This window comes from Vibrio mediterranei (genome assembly GCF_900088415.1).
Classification (GTDB): domain Bacteria; phylum Pseudomonadota; class Gammaproteobacteria; order Enterobacterales; family Vibrionaceae; genus Vibrio; species Vibrio mediterranei.
Genome location: NZ_FLLQ01000005.1, coordinates 219,085 through 240,558, shown reverse-complemented (window position 1 = coordinate 240,558; position 21,474 = coordinate 219,085). Strand labels below are relative to the sequence as shown.

Genomic DNA, 21,474 nt, shown 5'->3' with positions numbered 1-21,474 from the left:
CTCACAGTGTTTCTATATTCTATATGGACTTGAATTCTGGCATCAAACAAGCATTAATTGTATCACCCTGATATTCGATCGAAGAAGCTAGCTCACCCTCAATAACAACATTGGTGACCCCCATTTTTGCTAAGTCGCTTTTTGAGTAGTACCACCCGTGTGTTTCCTCAGTTAATTGACATTTTTTCGAACTAGTTTGACCGTACACAGTGATATCAGGATCAACATCAACGTACTCAAAAAAGACCTCTTCTTTTTCGCGTAGTCGGGATATAAACGTCATTAGCTCTTCTTTATCGGTAGAGGAAACCGATGCTTGCCAAAGTTCATCTGACTGTCTTGGCCCTCCGTGCCAACCAATAAGAGAACCTTCTTTAATCAAGACAGTTTTTGCAGCTGGAATAACATAATTTGCACATGCAGAAAAACAAAGTTTATCAACTTCAACGTCCAGATTATTTTCTTTGATAAAATACCCAAGTTCGATACCCGAAGGCACATCACCGCCAGGGCTAGTGATTCGTATTTTTTCAATATTTGCTCCAGAATTTCGAACAACTCTTAATGCTTCCAAAACGCTATCGCCAGATATCGGGCCGTCAAATATAAGCGTGCTTCCGGATACTGACACATTGTGATCGGGCATAAAAATAATCGGGATACTTTTACAACCTGACAATACAGCGAGTGTTACTAGCGAAAGGCAAAGTAATCTCATTTCCTGAACTCCATTTTGAATTAATTTAATTCCGTTTTTTTCACGGTGCACGGATTACCTGCAGCCATGCAATTGGCAGGAATATCCTTTGTAACTACGCTACCAGCGCCAATTATCGCGTTATCACCGATATTGACCCCAGGAAGAACAATACATCCGTAACCGATCCAAACATCGTTGCCAATTGTTACAGGCTCAGCTTTTAGACTATCAAGCTCATCCGGATGACCTCGGTTTGTAAGTGCATGGCCGCTACAATCCATAATCACTGTATTAGGGCCAAAAATGACGTTATTTCCTATTGAGACTTTGTCGTAAGCACAGATTGAAGTGCCCTGAAGCACGCACCCTTTGCCAATGACTATTTTGCCAAAAGGCCTGTCGTTGACAGCAACACTTGTCAGTTTCGTGATGCCAGAAGGAAAGGCTGGAAAGTGGGATGATTCGAGGTAACAACCTGAATCAATTACGATAGCTTTGCTGTTGTTTGGGAAATATTCGGATCGTTTCGACCCCGCTTTGGTCAATGTAATCGACGGACAACCAGAAAATGTGACCCAATTATCCGAACCAAAGTATTTACCATATTGTTCCATTAACTCAACGTCAGACAGTTCAGCATGATTATCTGGGCTGAGTATTCTTTCGTGGTTATACATCTTGAGCTTCCTGCTTAAAATTATTCGGGATTTCCTGAACTAGACCACCATCCATGAGCAATACTCGGTCAGCTGATGCTATAGTCTCTGGACGGTGTGCAATCATCAAAATAGGTGTCTTGATATCTTTAAACATCTGGCAGACAAATGACTCCGAATAGATATCTAAACTACTAGTCGCTTCGTCTAACACTAGAAACTTAGGTTTTTTGTACAGAGCTCTCGCAATGAGAATTCTTTGTTTTTGACCTCCAGAAAGGCTCGAGCCCATCTCGCCAACTAGCGTGTGGTATCCCATGTTTAGGCGTTCAATATCATCATGAACACCTGCCCTACGAGCACACATAATGAGCCACTCCTCATCTAAATCGCCAGCGAAGAAGGTTATATTCTCGATAATTGAACCACTAAATAGTTGGTCTTCTTGCAATACCGCACCGACTTGCTCCCTAAGGGATTTGGAGGCTGTCGACTTATTGCCAAAATAATTAATGCTACCTGACGTAACGGAATAAATACCTAACAACAGTTTAGAAATGGTTGATTTACCACAACCAGACGGTCCGACTAACGCAACAATCTCATTACTTTTTACAGTAAAGCTTGCACCGTTAAGAATAGGAGGCTGATCTTTTCCGTAGGAAAAGAAAACATTGTCAAACTCAATAGCATTATTACTTAGATTATTGGCTTCGATTGGCAACCCTAATGCATCAGGAACACTATCCGTTTCTTTCTCAGTCAAGACAATATCCGCTAAACGCTCGTTGTATACAGATAACATCTTAAATTCAAAATACTTATCGATTAATGAACTAATACTGGCAGAGAATCGGCCTTGATATGAAAGAAAGGCCATCAACATACCGATTGTAAACAGCCCATCTAGCACCAAGTTTGCGCCAAACCAGAGAACCGTAGCTGAAACAAGGCTGACAATCGTCACATTCATTGTGTTGTAGATCATCCCGAGTTTTTGCTCGTGTAGCTGCGCATTTCTTCGTTTAATATTGAGGTTTCGCCAAGATGACTCACGCCAAGGTAATGTCCCATTGACTCTTAAGCTCAATACACCGCGAACTGTCTCAATAAAATAACTTTCTTCTTGAGTACTGGCCTCCCAAGTGTTTTCTTCTGCACGTTTAAAAGCGCCAAACCAGGCAAACCTCAGAACTACGTAGCCTAACGCTGCAGCGATGGCAATGAATGATAGTTGAGGGCTGTAAACCAACATAACCGAAAGAGTGCCTACCACTAACACTAAATCGAGTAGAGCCTGAATGGCGCTAGTAGTTAACGTTTGTTGAATGACACCCACCGCGGAGAATTTCGCACTTATGCTTCCTATGTCCCTTTTTTCAAACCAATCTATCGGTAATCGGAACAAATGGTGGAACACATTTGCAGCCCACTGCATGTTAAAATTCACTGATAACTTGATTGTCGCCCATTGTTGAGCAAGTCCGATTAGGGTTTGCGTTGCTGTTACCATGAGTATGGCTCCAATGACGAGTACAAGAAGGTTTTTGTCATAACCAACCAACACTTCATCAATCACAATCTGATTGAAGATAGGCAAAGTAAGCGCTAATACCTCTAATACCAATGCGAACACAAAAATTCGACCTAGTGCTCCTTTAAGACCAATGGTTTTACCAATTAGAGTTGATAGCCGAACCGCTTTACTTTCAACTTTTTCTTCAAAGTCGTGGGTTGGTGTTAGTTCAAGAGCGATTCCTGTGAAGTGCTTATTGAGCTCATCATGGCTCAGTTTCAATGCACCGTTGGCTGGATCGTGAATTTCAATTTTTCTTCCACTCACTTTTTTTAACACAACGAAATGATTGAGATTCCAATGCAAAATGCAAGGTGTAGCTAATTGCTCCAGTTCATCAAGATCTAAACGTACCGCGCGACCAGAAAGCTTAAGAAGTGCACCGCACTCAATGAGCCGTGCAAATGACATCCCATGCTGGGTAATGCCGCATTTTGCCCGTAGCGATCGCAGATCAGTTTTGTAACCATGCCAATCAGCAATCATCGCAAGGCATGCAATACCGCATTCCGCCTTTTCTGTTTGGCGAATCAGAGGGAGCCTCTTTCCCCACCCCCAGTCTATCAACCCTTCTGCATGCATGATTACATTCGCCCTTTGATGGTGTACAAAGGCTCCAACAGCCACTCGTAAACCTTACGTGTGTCCAGTTCAATATCTGCGGTCAATGTCATCCCTGGCACAAACATTTGCTCCTCTCCGTAAACCGTAATAGTTGGTTTATCTAATTTGACTCTTACTTGGTACAAACCAACGCCACCATGAGTACGAGAAAGCTGGCTTTGTATCAATGGGCTATTGGGTAGCATCTCAGCGGTGACAGCAGATTTTGATATAGATGAGATAACACCTTGTTGAACGCCAAACTTTTCATAAGGAAATGCATCGAACCGTAGGCGAACATCTTGACCTTCTTGAATAAAACCTATGCTGCGACTCGGTGCGTGTAATTCAACAAAGACTGGTTCTTCACCTTCTGGGATCAGTACAAGTAGTGGTTGACCTTTGTTAACTGAATGACCTTCCTTAACGAATATTGACGCAACCACACCGTTAATAGGAGATACAATCTGAGTGTCTGTCTGAAAAAAGTACTCCATTTTGTTTTGCACGATTTGTTGAAGCTGGCGGTCTATGTCCTGAAGGGCAATCTCAAGGTCTAACTGCAGTGTCTCTCTTTTTTCTTCCCGGTTCGCTTTCTCTCTTCCCAAACGCTGTAAACTCAGGCGTTGGTTTTGCACCTTAGCTTCTAGTGTTATTAACTCTAGTCTTTGCCTCTGAAGTTCAATAGAAGAGATGAACTGCTTGTTGACTAACACTTGTTGTTTATCAACCAAACTTTGAGCAAGACTCAGTTCTTGTTCAGATAAGTCAACAACAACTTTTAGTATGTTAGCCTCTTCAGATAAACGTATTAAGTCATCATCAATGACTTCTAATTGGTGTTGCGATTTTTCTATTTCTTTACTTCGACGTTCATTTAACAAGGCAATTTGATTTTCAATGGTAGTGATAATCCGCTTTTTTACTCCCTGGCCAAACTGATCATATCGCTCTGTTTTGATCTCATACAACGGCGCTCCAGCGAGTATTTTTTTACCTTCAGTAACAAGTACCTTTTCGGCATATCCTTCATCATTAGCTTGTATCTTTACAATACCTCCGGTCGGACTAACCACACCATTCAGTGTGTCTCGGCGTGTGTACTCGGCAAAAACAACGAAGCAAATGATGGTCATTAGGACAAACACAGATGCAGCCACAAAAAGATGCTGATTCAATGATGCATCAATTAAAATAGATCCTTGATGGTTTGATTTCTGTGCCTCAAAATACTCTGGCCGATATAAATGTTTAGCTCTTGATATCACGGGTCATCCTTTCCCTAAACGAATGAGGTCAAAGCTGCTTCACTGCAATTTGTTGATTCTTATTTGAAACCAAGTTTGTATTGATTTTTTTTGCCGACAAGTCGACACCACATTGACAAATCTTGGTCCTGCACGTTGTAGGAAGGGTAGGTAGCTCAATGTCTTCATCATAAATCGAACCAATCGGACCATCTTGCATACACCAAGAACGGTAAATATCGCCGCTGAATGTCACTACCAAACTATCAATACCTGCGTAGCAGTCCCAACCTACAAAATTGGTTTGATCATTAGCGATTAGATCAAATGTGGACAGATTCTTGGTTGTACCATCGGCATATTTAACTTCTAGTTCAGCCATTGAAGGTGGAAGTGTTTTAAGCTCAGGTCGACCACGGAAGTCTTTCATTATTTGTTCTTGTTCGGGTGTGTACGGATACTTCTTGGTAATTCCACCATGGCCGAAGCCTTCAAAGAGTGGTTGGAGAGCAATAGAGCAACGAACTTCTTGTTTTAGCTTTTTGGCAAACGCTAAACAGTCATCAAACCGTTCTGGAACCATCATGATGTTTACGTGGAAGCGAGTAGTTTGAGAAGCCTCAAGAATTTTAGACACTTCAGTAAAATGAGAGCCACTTTTTATATCGTTAATGTGATAACTGAGGCTCACTCCAGATAGTAAATGCGCATATTGTTCCCACCACTCCAAGGACTTTGAACCATTTGAAACAATACAGACTAACCCGTTATTTAGATGTATATGCTTGATAAAATCAGTAAAATATCTAAGTAGAGTGACTTCACCTCCACCAAATTCAAAGTATGGCACAAGTCCTTGCTCATTTGATTGCGATATAAGTTCATCAACAAATTTGATTGCAATTTCATATGATGGCGACTTTATTGAACCACTATTGAGGTCAGAATGGCAATAACTGCATTTGTAGTTACAATTATTAATTAGTGCCCAATTTATACCTAAATATGAATCACAGGATATTATTTCTTCAATTTCCATAATGTATAGCTCTCAACAGACAGAATGAATACAGGTCGCTACATACGACCTGTAGTGTTTATTTTTTATAGTAAGACTTAACCAACAACACATGAATTATGAATGTAACAAATAAGGTCAGTCTCAAATAAAAATCTATATCTGTTTTAAATGCAAAGTAACCAATAAGGCTAGCCATAATGGCTGTTGAAGTTAAGTAAATTACGCGCATTAGAAGTTACACATCCCTCCTCCAAACCCAAAGCCACCAGCCCCTCCCGCAGCAGCACCTATACTCTTAGCTGCAAATCCTGCCGCACCTCCTGCCGCAGCAAAAGTACCTTGGCAAAGAGCATTCGCTAGCTGAGCCCTGCCTGCATCACCTTGAGGACCAGCCATTTGCTTTATAGCACTAGGAGAGGCAGGATAACCACTAGAGTTACCATCACCACCACCATCAACCATTGAGATTTCATCAGCACTTAAGTTATACATAAGTTATTTCCTTATATTTTAATTACAGTAAAAGAGTACTGCGCTCATAAAAACTATCTTGTTAACCAGCCTTTTTTCTTTCCAAGAATTTCATCAGAATAGCCAAGTAAGTTGGGTAGCCATGTAATTGCTTCTAACAAGGCAGAGTACATTGGTGCTTTTAAAGCCTGACGATTTGATAAATCACTAGATAGGTTAAAATCTCTTATATAGGACTGCACCAACAAAAAATAGACCATTATATTGGCTGCACCGATTACAATTGGAATCCAAATATCCATTGCAACCATAAATCCTAATAGAATAATGCTCGACGGAAATACGTATTGTGCCGCTGTCAATAGAAACCAAGGAGATGCACACAATCCAGCTATCCAATGTGTTTTCCAAGCTTCCGCATAAGCTTCTACTCGCCCACGAGCCCAGCGTCGACGTTGATTAAATAGCCCCTTAGCATCGGTTGGGCACTGCGTAGTTGCTTTTGCTTTGGGGGCGTATCCTGTTCGATAGCCGTTTGATATTGCTTTCCAGCACCAAGCGATGTCTTCGACTAACCATTCGCTCCATCCGCCTAACTTTTTCACTACTGAAGCTCGGTGAGCGACAAAGGCGCCTGCTAAGACTGGGACACAGCCTAGTTTGTCTTGCGCGGCTCTTATTGCGCCATAAAAGCTAATATGTTCATAGTGTTGCAGTTTTCCAATAAAACTGTCTTTATGGTTTTCCGGAGTGATATAACCACAAACAGCGGCATACTTTTCATCAGACCAAAGCTTAGTGACCAGTTCATAGATGCCATTGGGTTCTATATAGGTGTCGCTATCTACAACGACATACACCTCTCCAGTAGCCATACCAAGTTCTAAAACATGATCCAAGGCAAGGCCTTTTCGCCCTCCATTGACCACTCTTTCTACAATCTGGAAGTCATGATTTACTTCGGTATGTGAAATCCATTCTTTAACTCTAGTTATTGCATCATTTGTCGAGCCATCATCAATGACAATTACCTGAATTCGATTTGAATATCTTTGTTCATTTAACTTGTTCAAGGCACATATTAAATGCTCTTTGTTTTCATTATAAAAAGGCAAAAATACAGAGACTTTTGGGTGGTCGTCATTCTTACCGTTCGACTTTCTAAGTTTGTAACATCCAAACAAAACAAGGGTGGTAATAAATGACACTAAGGACGTAGAAATTAATATTACTTCTATTACATCAATCATAGTTATCTCACTCATGATACGTAATCGTTAATAAGCTGACTAACCGATTGATAGTCGTATTCTGTGTTCAAGTGCCCTTGAAGCATGGTAAAGGATGAATATTTAGCCTTTCGCAAAGGAAACCCAACAGAATCGACATCGAGCCCGAGATCCTTTGCTTCTATGAGAACATCCTGACGAAATTCATGGTCATTAAAGCGAGTAATAAACCTTCGCTCAGCACTTTTTAGGCGCTCTTTTAATTGACTCGCTTGTTGTAAGTTCGATATTGAATGATCCTTAAGTCCTAGCTCTGTTAACAAGAACTTGTTCTCATATTCATCAAGTAACCTCGAAAAATATGATGAATATTCTCTAATTTGACCTGGAGTTAATTCGCCTTGCGAGTAGTGATTCAGCGTGTCAATGAAGTTAACTAGCCAGGATTCTATAAGTTCATGGTCATCCCAGACAGCCCCGACACCATTTGCCAGAACATAGTTGCCGAAGTCTGGTACAGCCGTTATTGTGCCAAAATCTAAGAATCGACCATCAACCGATACGTTTGAGCTCGTTAAGGAACCATGTGGGATGCCTTTGACTCTAGATGCTGCAATTTGGCAAGCCAATCGATTGATCATTTTATCTAGTGCATTATCAAGAGAAGCTTTTTCCTTTCCACTTAACAATAATTTCGAGAAATAGGGCGCAGCCTTTCTCACGCGATTGGCATCATTATCACGAAGATGTTTGTAGCTCTCCTCTGGCCAAAAAAAGGAGCAACGCTCAAAGTGGGCAGGGCGTATAGACACTTCCCTTATTGTTAGGGCGCAATGTTTATCGGGCGCTTTATCCAAGTACCCAAACTTATGCTTTACGTTAGTCTTGATAATAGCTAACGTGCGTATTGCTCCATAGGGCAAATATTTGTGGCAGATTTCTCCCCAAATCGCTTCATTGATCGCCTCATCTATAAATAACTTGCCGTGTGAATGACTTTCAGACATATTTGCAGCAACCAAAGGGTTACGGCCAATTCCTTTTATTTGAAAATGGCCATTTAACCCACACCTTGCACTGCCACCATTGCATATTTCATGTCGAGAGCCATACTGATCTGCCATGAACTGTTTTTTATCATTAGTGATAATTCGTTTCTTCTCGGCATAGCCCTTCGACACGTAACTAAAGTTCTCGATCAACTCACTTTTAATGGCATTATCATCAAGTTCAATTTCATATTCTTGTGTAAGCGCCTTATTGATCCAAACCACTTGAGTGTCTTTTAGCTTGTATGTATCAAATAATACAAAGGACTCTTTAGGTAAATGTTTATCAAAATAAGGAGTATTGTCTTTTCTAACATATTTATGTGTTGTCAGAAGTTCAGCATCCATAAATACTCCGTTTATTTGTTTTGATAATATTTCCATGTTCGTCTCGAATACAAATATTGACCTCTCTTGTACTTATTTTTGTAGAGGAAATTACATGCTTATATAGCGCCTTCAATTGACTTAATCTGTTTCTTTCGACAAACCAGTCAACAACAATCAGATTACATCCCCCATTCCAATGCATTGGCTTAAGTGAGAATCTAGGTTGAGTCATATAATTAGATAGTGTTGAATCATCAACCCACGCCCAGATAACGTATCCGGTGAATCCAACATCACTAGATAACTTTAAAAACTTGTATTGCCTATGAATTACCGCTGGTTTTATCCAATGCAGGAATGACGCAAGGTTGAGTTCCCTGCGTGAAGCACATTTAGCCATTACCTCCAAAAATTGCCCTAATTCATGAGTCACTTCTATCTTTGATAAAGGACCATAAGGTAAACCGGAAATTTGACTATTAACTGAAGAAACCGAAGTTTTTCTCATTACAACCTACAGTGACGGTGTGAGTTATTACTCCCTATATTAGAAATTAGAACTTAAATAGACACACCTTCACTAACGCTTTCCTTCGTCTCACAACACACATTAACTTTATTGATAAACATAACTATTTCATTGCTGTACGAGCTTTGTTGCTTAATTCACGGATAAAGTATGCTTGTTGAAATGAGCTAAGTTTTTAAGGGGTATCAATGAGACTTTCATTTCTGTGAAAATGAAAGTCTCCTGAAGTGCGTAGAACACTCTAAATGAAAGAGTAAGTTATATAGGTTGGATTTACGACGCGCTGTTGGAGATTCCCTTTTTACGGGAATGACGAATATTAGGGGGGTAGATGTGAAGCACAAGAAGGGGTAAAGACGAACGACATTTAATGAAATGATGCGAACATTGTAATTAGATTCCTGCTTCCGCAGGAATGACGTAACCCTGAAGAAATTGGGCAAAAGACGTACTTAAATCTGATGCCCTAATTGAAGGCTTTATAGTGACTTAGAAGAACTAATAGTTTGCGGTGTATTCCCTGCATATTAAAAGACATTCGTAAAACTCTTAACAGGCATTTGCTGTGACACAACAAGCACCTTGCCATCAGTATAATAATCGTGACTGTCGTTTTTCGCTGTCACAGTAGCAAGCTTAAGATTCTCAGCATTCCATTGAGCGTTTAGTCGAAATACATCTTGCTTAAGCTTGTCACGCTCGGAGTCGACGTCAGGAGCCACGCTGTGCAAGATGGTGATAATACCGCCATATGGTGTGATTGTTAGGCCGTTATCATAGCTAAGTGCACCCACCCATACAGTTTCTCTGGTTTGTTTGTCTATACCTGCATTCCACCATCGAATATGCGAGCGTTTAGTTAGCGTTCCCGGTAATTGAAACGCAAGGTCTTGTGGCTGCCCGTTCCACATCAAATCAGAGACTGGTGGTGTTTTGGTTTTCAGCAAATTGACGTAGTCGGAGAATTCAAGCTCGCTGCGTGAAAATGTTTTATTTTCAATCCACCCTAGCTGCTGCATTAGGTTCTTGGGAGTTTCACCCAAATAGACCACGTTTACGGCTTGAGCTGAGTAAATCGACGACTGACCAGCGAAAACCTTAAAGTTTAGTCCTTTGACATCAACCACTTTGTTTTGAGTGTCGGTAGTGGTGGTGACGACGGTATCGTCGCTGAACCAAAAAAAATGCGAGTAGTTGAGTGCTAACATGCCTACTAGCAAAAAGCTGCTCGCTTTCAGCCAAGCATAACGCCACTGCTTTTTAAGACCAAAATAGAATAGAGCTAAGGACGCTATGCTTAGCCCTAACGTGTATTTGTGTTCTGAGATGAAGGTCGCCATCTCACCTAACACTGGCACATTGTCCACACCAGCGGCTAACAGGTAGCCCCAAACAACAAATTGCCCCACACCTAACAATAAACCTATCAAGGCATACAGAGAAAATTTACGCCAACGAATATGGTTGGTCCCTGCCATAAATGGCACAACCCAAGCGATAGGGCCTAGTAGCCTTGCAAAGGCAATCACCCAGAATGAATTGCGGTTCATAAGAAGGCGACATCGAGCTAGCGGTCTGCGTATTTTTGGCTGCCAGCGAAGGAGCTTCTTTTGTGCGCTAAAACCGTAATGACGACCAATGAAGAAGCTAAGTTGATCACCGAGCAAGCCGCCAATTAGTACCGCGATAACAGCGAGATATCCACCGCTATAAAGTTGATATCCCGCGGCAATCATAAAGGGTTCTCCCGGAACCACGAGGTTAGGGCCAATGACTGCGTCAAAGAAAGAGCCGAGAAACAGTCCCAATGTCTCAAACATAACGATTCCTTACGTCCTTAGTTTTTGCCGTTTTGATTGGATTTGTATGATTGGTTACTGCTGTTGGTAGTGACCGAACTTGTATTCCATCTCGTTGTTGCGCATTTCGCCAAAGAAAAATCGGCGAACATTGGCTTTGAAATAAGTGAATCCCATTTTGAAGAAACCATCTTGCTCAAGGCGGCGTGGGTCAAACTGGAAGCTCAGCGGTAAGAATCTAAAGCGCCATGTCTTAGCGGCTTTTTTGACGTAGTTACAGTCTTCGCATAGCACGATACTTTCATCAAATCCGCCAATTTCCTCATGAGCACGTTTGGTAGAGAAAATACATGCACCCACGGCGGTTGGGAAAAAGAACTGTGTGGTAAATAACCCTGCATTGAAGACTCCGTAACCTGCTTTGTAGGCGGGAGCAAGCTTACGTGAACCCATATAAATGCCCGCAACTTCAAGCTTCTCTTCTTCAAGCTTGGTCATTGCTTTCTCTATAAAGTCTTTGTCTAAGCGGACATCAGCATCTAAGAATAATAGTCGTTCATGTTTGGCTAACTTAGCGCCGGTATTGCGTCCTAAGCTGACACCACGTGTTTCCATTGTGTGAACAGTCAATTCAGGAAGGGCTGGACGATATTTTTCGGCCACTTCACAAGTGCGGTCATCACTGTTGGAGTCAACGACAATCACTTCGAAGTTTTGGTAGGTTTGACAGCTTAAGTCACTGAGTAGGCGAGCGATTCTTTTCTCTTCGTTAAGAGTGATAATAACAATGCTTAGTGGTTTCATAATCCAGTCCCTTTGTTCATTAGGTGTTTGTTGATGATTGGATTATGAAGTGGCTGTGCTTAACCTTTGATGAGAAGGCAATTCATATTCGGTTAATTTTCAGAGGGCTAGTTGAGGTCTGACAAATTTAATTACATATCTTGTTGGAATATCCATAATTCCTCAATCAATACGCTTGGCTTTGCTATAAAAGAATCAACAGACAAAGGAGCTCATGCTGAATGAAGTATTTAAACCTTACATTGACATTTTCCTGTTATCTGGTCTTTTTCTTCTTTTTTATGTTTCGTTTGAGTTCGTTGTAAACAATGGAAGAGCTCATAACTGAAGCTTTTATGAGCTCTAAGGAAGTGAGAGAGATTTTACCTCATCCAACACCCATGGGTTTGCTATCGCCCCTTTGTTTTTGACTTGCTGCCCATGAAGTGTTTGTTTCACCGCCAACTCCACTAATTTGCCTGATTTGGTGCGTGGTACTTCACTAATGGTATAAATTTCAGAAGGAACATGGCGAGGGGAGCAATGTGCTTTTAAACGTTGTTTAATCTGTTGTTTAAGGTTGTCGTCTAATGTCTCAGTATCTTTGAGCTGCACAAACAACACCACGGTTTCGTTACCATCTCGGTTTCTACCAACGGCAATTGAATCGGTCACCTGCTCAAGTTGATTCACTTGCTGATAGATTTCAGCTGTGCCGATCCTTACGCCCCCTGGATTTAGAGTAGCGTCACTTCGACCAAAAAAGGTCATACCGCCAGTAGGACTTTGCATTACATCGTCGCCATGATTCCAAACTCCTGGGAATTCAGCCCAATACGCATGGTGATAGCGTTCGCCCTTATCGCTCCAAAAACCGATAGGCTGATTGGGAAAACTGTTGCGACATACCAGCTCTCCACGCTGTTCAATCACGCTATTACCCTGTTCATTGAATACTTTTACATCCAGCCCTAGTCCCGGTGCTTGGCATTCTCCTCTGTAGACTGGGGACACAGGGTTACCCAAGACAAAACAGCCACAAATATCGGTTCCCCCTGATATAGAAGCCAGATGCAAGTCTGGTTTTATCGCCTCATAGACGAAATCAAACTGTTGCGGATAAAGGACGGAGCCTGTTGAACACAGTGTTTTGAGTTGTGGTAAAGCGAAGTGTTCGTTGGGTTGGTAATGGAGCTTTTGTAAAGTCTCAAGGTACTTTGCAGATGTGCCAAACAGAGTGACCTCAGTTTTATGAGCGAGTTGCCAAAGGGTGTTTACTTTGGGATAGACAGGGCTGCCATCAAATATCACCAATGTTGCCCCCGATGCCAAGGCAGAGACTTGCCAGTTCCACATCATCCAACCACAAGTGGTGTAATAGAACACGCGGTCTTGGGGCTTGATATCACAATGGAGTTGATGTTCTTTCAAGTGGTTGATAGTAGTGCCACCGACAGAATGAACAATACATTTTGGTTTGCCTGTTGTCCCCGAAGAGTAGAGAACGAACAAAGGTGCATTAAACTTAACGCGATGGAAGGCGACTGGCGTAGGCGAAAAACGCCGTGCTAGGGAGTCCCAATCCACGGCATTTTCCATTTGAGTATCGTGCTGGTCAGAATAGCGAATCAGGCAAGCTTGGGTAATCGAAGGCAGAGCGTCGATAAGGCTTTGGTTTTTCTCAATCATTCCGAAAGCCTTGCCATTGAAATGGTAACCGTCGCAGCAGAATAGGATTTTAGGTTCAACTTGCCCAAACCTTTCGATGACACTGTCCACGCCAAAATCGGGAGAGGTGGAAGTCCATATCGCACCTAAACTGGTTGCTGCGAGCATGGCGATAACTGTATGAGGAATATGTGGCAAATAGCCCGCTACGACATCGCCTTCAGCAATACCCAACTCAATAAGCCATTGTTGGACGATGGAGACCTGCTCAATTAACTGCTGCCAAGTAAGGTGAGACGACTGATGATTTTCGTTCTGAAAGTAAATAGCAAGTTCAGAAGGGTGAGCCTTGCCGTAAGCTAGGAGATTTTCGGCATAATTTAATGTCGCATTGGGGAACCAGAGCGTGTCTCTAGCGACGACAGGTTTGTCCCATTTTGGCGAACCTAACTGGCAGCTCGGCGCATGCCTGTCTCCAACTACGCCACAATAATCCCATACTTCATTCCAAAAGGACTCTGGCTGGCTGATGGACCACTGATGCAAATGAGCATAATCACTAAAGCTGAGCCCTTGTTGTTCCAGTACTTGCATAAAGGCTTTGAGATGAGAACCCTCGACTCGCTCGGGAGAAGGCGACCAGAGTGGGATGTGATCCATGTCGTTATTTGGCATGCGCTTCCTTTGTACTTAATGCGATGAATTGTGATTAAGTTTTGGTGCGAATCCTCAATACGTCAAATTGAGGGAGCTGAAAACAATATATTGATAAGTCGAAAGAATTCGTTCAAATGTAAATAAATTGTTACACCGCGATGCGCATTAGAGTCTGATTGAATTATTGTCAGCAAATTTCTCCGCACATAGGCTTAATGTAACAAAGTTGTTAATGGTGACGAGATGACTCAGTACGTATCAAAACCTGTGAACGAGCTCGGTTTTGTGGAGTGGAGCAGCGAGGAAGATCAGATATGGCATGACTTGGTTGTTCGACAGCTCGATTTGGTGAAAGAGAGAGCGTGTAAGGAGTATTTGCACGGCCTAGACTTGTTAGATCTACCCCTTGATCGTGTTCCGCAGCTACCTGAAATTAACCGAGTGCTACATAGAGAAACGGGGTGGCAAGTGGAGCCAGTACCGGCGCTTATTGATTTTGACCGATTTTTCGCGTTATTGGCCGACCGCAAGTTTCCTGTTGCGACGTTTTTGCGGTCGAGAGAAGAGTTTGACTACTTACAAGAGCCCGACTTCTTTCATGAGGTATTTGGTCATTGTGCCATGTTGACCAATCCGCAATTTGCCGAATTTACTCGAATCTACGGCAAGCTAGGCAGTGATGCTGACGCCAAACAGCGAGTATATTTGGCTCGACTGTACTGGTTTACCGTTGAGTTTGGTTTAGTGGAACAAAACGGTCTAACTAAAATTTACGGCGGTGGAATTCTCTCTTCACCGGGAGAAACTCTCTATGCGTTAGATGATGAACGAGCACTGCGCCAAGCTTTCGACTTGGATACCGTGTTAAGAACTCCGTACCGCATTGATATCATGCAGCCGACCTACTTTGTACTGGACGATATTGACCAACTATACCAACTACGATCGGGCGGTCTCACCGAATACGTTAATCGAGCGATGAACGCTGGATTGTTGCCACCACTATTTGAACCAAAGGATAAGACTCATGCTTAATGAACTGCGCTGTGAAGCGTGTAGTAGCGATGCACTGGCATTAACGAAGGAAGAACAGCAACAACTACTGACAGAACTGAACGGCTGGAGCATTATCGAGAGAGATGGCATTCCTCAGTTAGAAAAACAGTTTAGTTTTAAGAACTTTAAGGTGGCTTGGGCCTTTTCTAATAAGATTGCTGAGCTAGCAGAAGATGAGTTTCATCACCCTGCAATTCTTTTGGAGTGGGGGAAGGTAACCGTGACTTGGTGGAGCCACTCAATAAAAGGATTACACCAAAACGATTTTATCTGCGCGGCTAAATGTGATTCGCTGTCGCACTCATAATCCCATCGAATGAATCTAGTGTAGAAGGTATGTTGTGATGCATACCTTCTTGTTCTTATTGCTGCTCTTCACACAAACACAGAAAAAGATGAGGTTTCCTTACAGTTTCTCTAGCTGAAATTACGTACAATAATCAAAGCAGAAGAATATAAATCAAGGGAAGCTATGTTCAAGCGCAGTATTAAATGGATTCTACCATTCGCGATTTTAGGTGTGGCCGCTGGTGGCTTTATGCTAGTGGAGCAAACGGCTCCAGAAATTGAAGACCAAAAACAAGTCGATACCGTCCCAAGAGTTAAAACCCAAATCCTAAAAGCCGAAAATCATCAGGTGCAAATCTCAAGTTTTGGTGAGGTAGTGCCACTTGAGCGTACTGCGTTATCAACACAAGTTTCCGGTGAAGTTACCAGTTGGCATCCGAACTTTGTGGCAGGTGGCGTGGTAAAACGCGGCGAAATTCTTTTCACCATCGAAAAAGATAACTATCAAGCATCGGTGCTGCAAGCCCAAGCACAACTCGCGCAGGCGCAAGCGGCCTTAATTGAAGAGCGTGCTAAGGCGAAAGTTGCCGAAAGACAGGCAAAGAAAATTAAAGATACCCAAGTCTCGGACCTCTATCTGCGTATTCCTCAAGTGCTAAGCGCAGAGGCCAGCGTTAAATCGGCGCAGGCTGCATTGCGCAGAGCCAATCGTGATCTTGCCAACTGTGAAGTTGAAGCGCCTTATGATGCGTTGGTGGTCTCCAGAAGCATCGGTGTTGGTCAGTACATTACTTCGGGCGCACAAGTTGCGGAGCTGAACAACATTGAATCAGCAGAAGTGATGGTACCTATTGCAGGCTTCGACGCGCCTTTCTTACCTGACAATATTGTAGGAGTGAAAGCCGACGTCATTTCTAAAGGTCGCACTAACTCGGTTCGAGATGGTGTGATTATGCGAGATCTAGGAGTGGTAGACAGTGCTACGCGTATGGCAAACCTAGTGATTCGAATCAAGGACCCTTATGCGCTGACAACGGATGCCAAACCATTACCTTTTGGTTCATATGTTGAAGTGGTCTTCAACGGTAAACAGATCCCAAACCTGTTTAAAGTGCCGCAAGAGTTGGTCACTGATGAGCGAGTCTGGATTGTTGATCAAGAAGACAAGCTCGTCCCTAAAAGTGTCCATGTTTTGCGTGAAGAGCAGGCAAACTTCTTTATCGATTCTGGTGTGAAAACAGGCGATGAGCTGGTATTAACTGTGCCCGAGTTCCCGCAAATTGGAATGTCGGTGATTCGCTCGAATAGTAATTCAGAGGTATTGGTGAACCAAGGAGAAGCCAGTGAGTAAGTCCACTCAACGCGGCATTATCGCCCTTTTTGCCAATAACTCGGTAGCCGCCAACCTTTTGATGGCGTTTATCTTGATCATGGGAACCGTCAGTTACTTTCTGATTCAGCGCCAGATGTTTCCAAATTTTGAAATCAACTACATTAATGTGACTGCATCCTACCCAGGGGTTTCTGCTCAGGAAATAGAAGAGACGATCCTAATCAAAGTGGAAGAGTCTCTGAAAGATGTCACCGAGATTAAAAAAGCGGTGACTGACGCTTATCGAGGTGGCGGTGCGGTAACCTTGGAAATTGATACCAAGGCAAACCTAATGGAAGTACTGGATAAGGCAAAGCAGCGAGTCGATGCCATAGCTAGTTTCCCCAAGGCGATGGAGCCGATTAAGGTCACGCAGATAGAGTTTAAGCAAGACGTTATTGGTATGGTGCTGTCAGGCAATACGTCGTTATCAGAGCTGAAAACCATTGCGAAGCAGGTAGAGAAAGAACTATTACAGCTTAATGACGTTTCTTTGGTTGAAGTCAGCTCTCCTCCCGATGAAATCGGTATTGAAATTCACCCAGATGAGCTACGAACCTATGATCTAACGCTTGACGATGTAGTAGCGGCGATTCAAAAATATTCGGCAAATTTCTCCGCAGGACAAGTCAGGACTAGTACGGGTTTAGTGTCGATTCGAATTGAGAACCAGTACTACGATGGTTTTGAATTTCGGCAGATACCCGTCAAAGTCGGCGCCAATGGCTCCAAGGTCTTATTGGGTGATATTGCCAAAATTAAAGACGAGTTTACTGAAGGTCAACACTACTTTAAGTATTCAGGTGAGAACGGTATCTATTTGACGGTTAAGGCAACCAAAACCCAAAATATGGTGCCTGTCGCTGAGACGGTGAAGCGCTTTATTGACGCAAGAAATCAAACGTTGCCTCATGGTATTCAGCTCAACACCTTAATGGATATGACGTTCTATTTGAATGCTCGACTGGATATGATGCTCAAGAACCTATTGCAAGGTGCGGTTTTGGTAGCGGTTTTGCTGACGATTTTCCTGCGATTCCGCTTAGCTATGTGGGTTATGGTTGGTTTACCGGTCTGTTTCTTAGGAGCGGTTATGCTGATGCCGCTGTTTGATGTCAGTATCAATATCATCACACTGTTCGCGTTTATTATGGTGCTCGGTATTGTGGTAGATGACGCCATCGTCATAGGAGAAAGTGTCTACACCGAGGTTGAAAAAGAAGGTGGAGGGGTCACTAATGTCGTGCGTGGCGCTCAGCGTGTCGCAACCCCTGCAACATTTGGGGTCCTGACAACTATTGCTGTGTTTGTTCCGTTCTTATTCTCGACAGGACCAGAGAAGGCTTTTTTCTATGGTCTTTCTATCGTTGTTATTTTCTGTCTGATTTTCAGCTTGATAGAGTCAAAACTCATCCTGCCAGCGCATTTGGCTCATACCAAATTTACTCCGGTCAAAGAGAACAGTTATCGTGCCCGTTTCAATCGCTCATTTTTCCGTTTTGTTAATGGGCCTTACAAGCGCACCGTGTCGTGGTGTGTGGAGTGGCGTTGGTCTGTGATGGCTGGCTTTATCGCAATTTTGGTTATTAGTGCGGCAATGCTGACTTCAGGCCATGTGCGTATGATCCCCAGCCCTAAAGTTCCGTCTGACTTTCCAATGATCAAAATTGAGATGAACAGCAATGCGTCCGATGAACAAACGATTGATGCCTTACTCACCCTTGAAAAAGTGGTGAGTGAGGTCGACAAGGATATAGAGCAAGAGTACGGGCAGCCTGTTATTCGTGACATGATGACGATTAATACTAGTCGCACCGAAGGCATGATCATCCTTCCTCTTGTTGATGAAGACGTGCGTCCAGTCGATGCGTTTGAGCTGTCTCGTCGTTGGCGTGAAAAAATGCCGACGATTGTCGGCCTGAAATCCATTGTTATTAACGATAATGTGGCTGGTGGCGAAGAGGGCGATGAGTTTGGTTATTTGCTGTATGGCCCTGATATGGAAGTGCTGAATGCCGCTGGACGTGAGCTTATTTCAAAGCTTCAGCTCCAAACGGGGTTGTTTGATATCAGCTCCTCGATGGATACGGGCAGTCGCGAAGTACAACTTTCGCTAAAACCTGTGGCTTATGATCTCGGACTGGATCTCGCTAATGTAGCGTCGCAGGTTGGAGGCAGCTTTTATGGTGGAGAGGCGCAGCGAGTACTTCGGAATACTGAAGAAGTCAGGGTAATGGTTCGCTACCCTAAGTTGACCCGAGAAGCGTTCTCTTCACTGCGCTATGCCTTGATTAATACCCCATCAGGCAAAAAAGTGATGTTGGGCGATGTGGTTAATATCACCAGTAAGCCGGGCATCAACCAAATACGACGAGAGAATGGTTTTAGAACGGTTTATATCTATGGTTCTATTGACGAAGCGGTGATTGAACCCGATAGAGCAGTGAAGAATATTGAAAATAATGTGCTTCCGGAACTACGCGCTCAATTCCCTGAAGTGAAAACTGAGTTAGGTGGCACCATTGAGGAACAGCAAAAGCAAAAAGCAGAGCAGATAGTGTTCTTTATCGCAGGGATGATAACGGTTTACATTCTATTGGCTGTGCCATTAAAAAGTTATGCCCAGCCGTTTATCATTATGTCTGTTATTCCGTTTAGCCTAACAGGTGCGATATGGGGGCACTATTTCTATGGCCTTGATATGAGCATGATGTCCACATTTGGTTTGATTGCGGCGGCGGGAGTTGTGATTAATGACTCGTTAGTGATGACTGATTACGTCAACCAAATCAAAGCGCGGTGTGATTGTGCGAAGCAAGCCGTGGTTGAAGCTGGCTGCTCGAGGTTTAGGGCGATAACGCTGACCTCTATCACTACGTTCTTTGGGGTGTTGCCCATCATGTTCGAGACCAGTCTTCAGGCGGCGTTTGTTAAACCTATGGCAGTTGCTTTAGGCTTTGCTGTGATGTACGCCACCGTCGTAACTCTCATTGCCGTTCCGTGCTTATATGTGATTCTTGAGGATATAGGCAAAGCTTTTAGCAAACTGAAACGAGTGTACTTTCCAGTTAAAGATAATCAAAACACAACAGCAGTATGATTGTTGTGATGGTTTTCGATTTTAATTCATTGTAATCATTAAAACTAACCTTTCCCTTTGGTGCTGTATGCCAGAGGGAAAGGGTTGATATTTCCTACCTTACTACTTCCTCTTTTCGATTTACCTATTCGATATTTATATACTAATCACTTTGATGTACTTCTACTCAGCGATTAAAGTTCGCTCTATCAACAGGTGACAAAACACGGTTTTGCTACCGTGAACATATTAGAGGGTTGAAAATGAAGAAGACAATTATCGCGCTTACATTAGCTGCTACAGCATCAAGTGTACTCGTTGGAACCGCCAACGCATGTTCTCGCATCACGCTTGATACGCCATATGGTGTATCTCAAGTTAGAACACTTGATTGGGGACAGAAACTTGGTACGTATGCGATTATGTCACCAGCGGGTGTTGAGGTGGCAACTAAAGCGGTTCCATCGTACAAAACTGCGGCGAAATGGACGGTGAAGTATCCGACATTGAACTTAGAAGAACGTGCCGTGTTTGTCGATACATCGGGTGAAGCTATCAACAATCAAGGTTTATCTGCTTCAACTTTATATATGTACGATTCGCAAGCATTCATCAAGGATTATAAGGACACCGGTGCACCGGCAGTTAACTGGGGTGATGCAGCTGCTTTCATGGCGCAAAACTTTAAAACGGTAGAAGAAGCGGTCGCTGCGTTTGAAGCAAATGAATTCCAGTTTGCTTGGGCCGATGGTATTCATGGTACCCAGCATGGCTTGCATATTTCAGTACAGGACAAATCTGGTGACATTGCTTTGTTTGAGCTCAATGAAGGCGGCAAAATGATGGTGCATCGCGGTTCTGTGAACGACAAACTGCGAGTAATGGCTAACGCCCCTTTGCAGCAATATCACGATGAGAATGCAACAAAAGTAGGTGACTTTAATCATGTCGAAAATGGCCATAACATCGGCTCTACCATCTCATCCCCAGAAAGAATGCTACGAGGCTTGTACAACTCTGCTCATGTTAAGTTTGACCCACAGGCTTCATGGGCACAGACAGAGGGTAAGCTCCAATCCACATTCGATTCAGGGAATCTAGTACCCCAAGACATTATTGACCCAGCAAACGGTGAAACATATGCCAGCTGGATTCAATATACCTACAACTTCGAAAATGGCTCATTCAAGATGCGCAACTTTGATACGTACAGTGAGATTCGCATCGACCTCAATCAGCTTAACGACATCAAAACCGTATCGTGCGCTGATTTAGTAGAACAAGCTGAGCTATCAAATATCGCTACCTTCTCTACGTGTAGTTAACCCTTCTTATCACTCTGGCAATGCCTTGTGAAATCC

General features: G+C 43.0%; 17 protein-coding genes. 5 read left to right on the top strand and 12 right to left on the bottom strand.

Annotation, left to right across the window (positions count from 1 at the left end):
- Positions 1-19 precede the first annotated feature (19 nt).
- The 12 genes from VME0621_RS16040 to VME0621_RS15985 all read right to left on the bottom strand — a co-directional run bounded on the left by VME0621_RS16040 (position 20) and on the right by VME0621_RS15985 (position 14,336).
- Positions 20-769 (bottom strand): hypothetical protein, encoded by a 750-nt coding sequence (locus VME0621_RS16040; protein ID WP_143696306.1) that lies wholly within the window; start codon positions 767-769, stop codon positions 20-22.
- A complete protein-coding gene (locus VME0621_RS16035) occupies positions 739-1,377 on the bottom strand; it encodes an acyltransferase (RefSeq protein WP_062458509.1) in 639 nt (212 codons plus the stop codon). Before VME0621_RS16035 ends, VME0621_RS16040 begins: the two co-directional genes overlap by 31 nt.
- Entirely contained in the window at positions 1,370-3,514 is a 2,145-nt protein-coding gene (locus VME0621_RS16030; protein ID WP_062458506.1) for a peptidase domain-containing ABC transporter, read from the bottom strand. The genes VME0621_RS16035 and VME0621_RS16030 overlap by 8 nt, the downstream gene beginning before the upstream one ends.
- Before the next feature lie 2 nt (positions 3,515-3,516).
- Complete coding sequence (locus VME0621_RS16025) at positions 3,517-4,695, bottom strand: HlyD family secretion protein (RefSeq protein ID WP_269452522.1); 1,179 nt, start codon at positions 4,693-4,695, stop codon at positions 3,517-3,519.
- A gap of 136 nt (positions 4,696-4,831) precedes the next feature.
- Complete coding sequence (locus VME0621_RS16020; protein WP_062458500.1) at positions 4,832-5,821, bottom strand: radical SAM protein; 990 nt, start codon at positions 5,819-5,821, stop codon at positions 4,832-4,834.
- 210 nt (positions 5,822-6,031) lie between these two features.
- A complete protein-coding gene (locus VME0621_RS16015; protein WP_062458497.1) occupies positions 6,032-6,295 on the bottom strand; it encodes a hypothetical protein in 264 nt (87 codons plus the stop codon).
- Between the two features lie 53 nt (positions 6,296-6,348).
- Positions 6,349-7,524 carry a glycosyltransferase family 2 protein gene (locus VME0621_RS16010; protein WP_062458782.1) on the bottom strand — a complete coding sequence of 392 codons (1,176 nt, stop codon included), beginning with the start codon at positions 7,522-7,524 and terminating at the stop codon, positions 6,349-6,351.
- 11 nt (positions 7,525-7,535) lie between these two features.
- Positions 7,536-8,900, bottom strand: a complete 1,365-nt coding sequence (locus VME0621_RS16005) for a protein adenylyltransferase SelO family protein (protein ID WP_062458494.1) — start codon at positions 8,898-8,900, stop codon at positions 7,536-7,538.
- Positions 8,890-9,390, bottom strand: coding sequence for a toxin-activating lysine-acyltransferase (locus VME0621_RS16000; RefSeq protein WP_062458491.1), 501 nt, complete (start codon positions 9,388-9,390; stop codon positions 8,890-8,892). Before VME0621_RS16000 ends, VME0621_RS16005 begins: the two co-directional genes overlap by 11 nt.
- Positions 9,391-9,938: 548 nt before the next feature.
- Positions 9,939-11,231, bottom strand: a complete 1,293-nt coding sequence (locus tag VME0621_RS15995) for an LssY C-terminal domain-containing protein (protein ID WP_062458487.1) — start codon at positions 11,229-11,231, stop codon at positions 9,939-9,941.
- A gap of 54 nt (positions 11,232-11,285) precedes the next feature.
- The gene (locus VME0621_RS15990) at positions 11,286-12,014 is read right to left on the bottom strand and encodes a glycosyltransferase family 2 protein (RefSeq protein ID WP_062458485.1); all 729 of its coding nucleotides are present in this window, start codon (positions 12,012-12,014) and stop codon (positions 11,286-11,288) included.
- Between the two features lie 342 nt (positions 12,015-12,356).
- Positions 12,357-14,336 carry an acetoacetate--CoA ligase gene (locus tag VME0621_RS15985; protein ID WP_062458481.1) on the bottom strand — a complete coding sequence of 660 codons (1,980 nt, stop codon included), beginning with the start codon at positions 14,334-14,336 and terminating at the stop codon, positions 12,357-12,359.
- A gap of 225 nt (positions 14,337-14,561) precedes the next feature.
- On the opposite strand from VME0621_RS15985, the gene phhA reads away from it, so the two are divergent.
- From phhA to VME0621_RS15960, 5 genes are all read left to right on the top strand, one after another.
- Positions 14,562-15,353: a phenylalanine 4-monooxygenase gene (gene phhA / locus VME0621_RS15980; protein WP_062458479.1), complete on the top strand. Its 792-nt coding sequence runs from the start codon at positions 14,562-14,564 to the stop codon at positions 15,351-15,353.
- Complete coding sequence (locus VME0621_RS15975) at positions 15,346-15,681, top strand: 4a-hydroxytetrahydrobiopterin dehydratase (RefSeq protein WP_062458476.1); 336 nt, start codon at positions 15,346-15,348, stop codon at positions 15,679-15,681. The genes phhA and VME0621_RS15975 overlap by 8 nt, the downstream gene beginning before the upstream one ends.
- 165 nt (positions 15,682-15,846) lie before the next feature.
- Entirely contained in the window at positions 15,847-17,013 is a 1,167-nt protein-coding gene (locus VME0621_RS15970; protein WP_062458473.1) for an efflux RND transporter periplasmic adaptor subunit, read from the top strand.
- The gene (locus tag VME0621_RS15965) at positions 17,006-20,134 is read left to right on the top strand and encodes an efflux RND transporter permease subunit (protein WP_062458469.1); all 3,129 of its coding nucleotides are present in this window, start codon (positions 17,006-17,008) and stop codon (positions 20,132-20,134) included. Before VME0621_RS15970 ends, VME0621_RS15965 begins: the two co-directional genes overlap by 8 nt.
- Before the next feature lie 242 nt (positions 20,135-20,376).
- Complete coding sequence (locus VME0621_RS15960; RefSeq protein ID WP_062458466.1) at positions 20,377-21,438, top strand: linear amide C-N hydrolase; 1,062 nt, start codon at positions 20,377-20,379, stop codon at positions 21,436-21,438.
- The last annotated feature ends 36 nt before the right edge of the window (positions 21,439-21,474 follow it).

Coding starts and splice junctions, on each gene's coding strand:
- VME0621_RS16035 (WP_062458509.1), bottom strand. CDS start 1,377: ATGTATAACCACGAAAGAATACTCAGCCCAGATAATCATGCTGAACTG.
- VME0621_RS16030 (WP_062458506.1), bottom strand. CDS start 3,514: ATGCATGCAGAAGGGTTGATAGACTGGGGGTGGGGAAAGAGGCTCCCT.
- VME0621_RS16020 (WP_062458500.1), bottom strand. CDS start 5,821: ATGGAAATTGAAGAAATAATATCCTGTGATTCATATTTAGGTATAAAT.
- VME0621_RS16015 (WP_062458497.1), bottom strand. CDS start 6,295: ATGTATAACTTAAGTGCTGATGAAATCTCAATGGTTGATGGTGGTGGT.
- VME0621_RS16010 (WP_062458782.1), bottom strand. CDS start 7,524: ATGATTGATGTAATAGAAGTAATATTAATTTCTACGTCCTTAGTGTCA.
- VME0621_RS16005 (WP_062458494.1), bottom strand. CDS start 8,900: ATGGATGCTGAACTTCTGACAACACATAAATATGTTAGAAAAGACAAT.
- VME0621_RS16000 (WP_062458491.1), bottom strand. CDS start 9,390: ATGAGAAAAACTTCGGTTTCTTCAGTTAATAGTCAAATTTCCGGTTTA.
- VME0621_RS15995 (WP_062458487.1), bottom strand. CDS start 11,231: ATGTTTGAGACATTGGGACTGTTTCTCGGCTCTTTCTTTGACGCAGTC.
- VME0621_RS15990 (WP_062458485.1), bottom strand. CDS start 12,014: ATGAAACCACTAAGCATTGTTATTATCACTCTTAACGAAGAGAAAAGA.
- VME0621_RS15985 (WP_062458481.1), bottom strand. CDS start 14,336: ATGCCAAATAACGACATGGATCACATCCCACTCTGGTCGCCTTCTCCC.
- phhA (WP_062458479.1), top strand. CDS start 14,562: ATGACTCAGTACGTATCAAAACCTGTGAACGAGCTCGGTTTTGTGGAG.
- VME0621_RS15975 (WP_062458476.1), top strand. CDS start 15,346: ATGCTTAATGAACTGCGCTGTGAAGCGTGTAGTAGCGATGCACTGGCA.
- VME0621_RS15970 (WP_062458473.1), top strand. CDS start 15,847: ATGTTCAAGCGCAGTATTAAATGGATTCTACCATTCGCGATTTTAGGT.
- VME0621_RS15960 (WP_062458466.1), top strand. CDS start 20,377: ATGAAGAAGACAATTATCGCGCTTACATTAGCTGCTACAGCATCAAGT.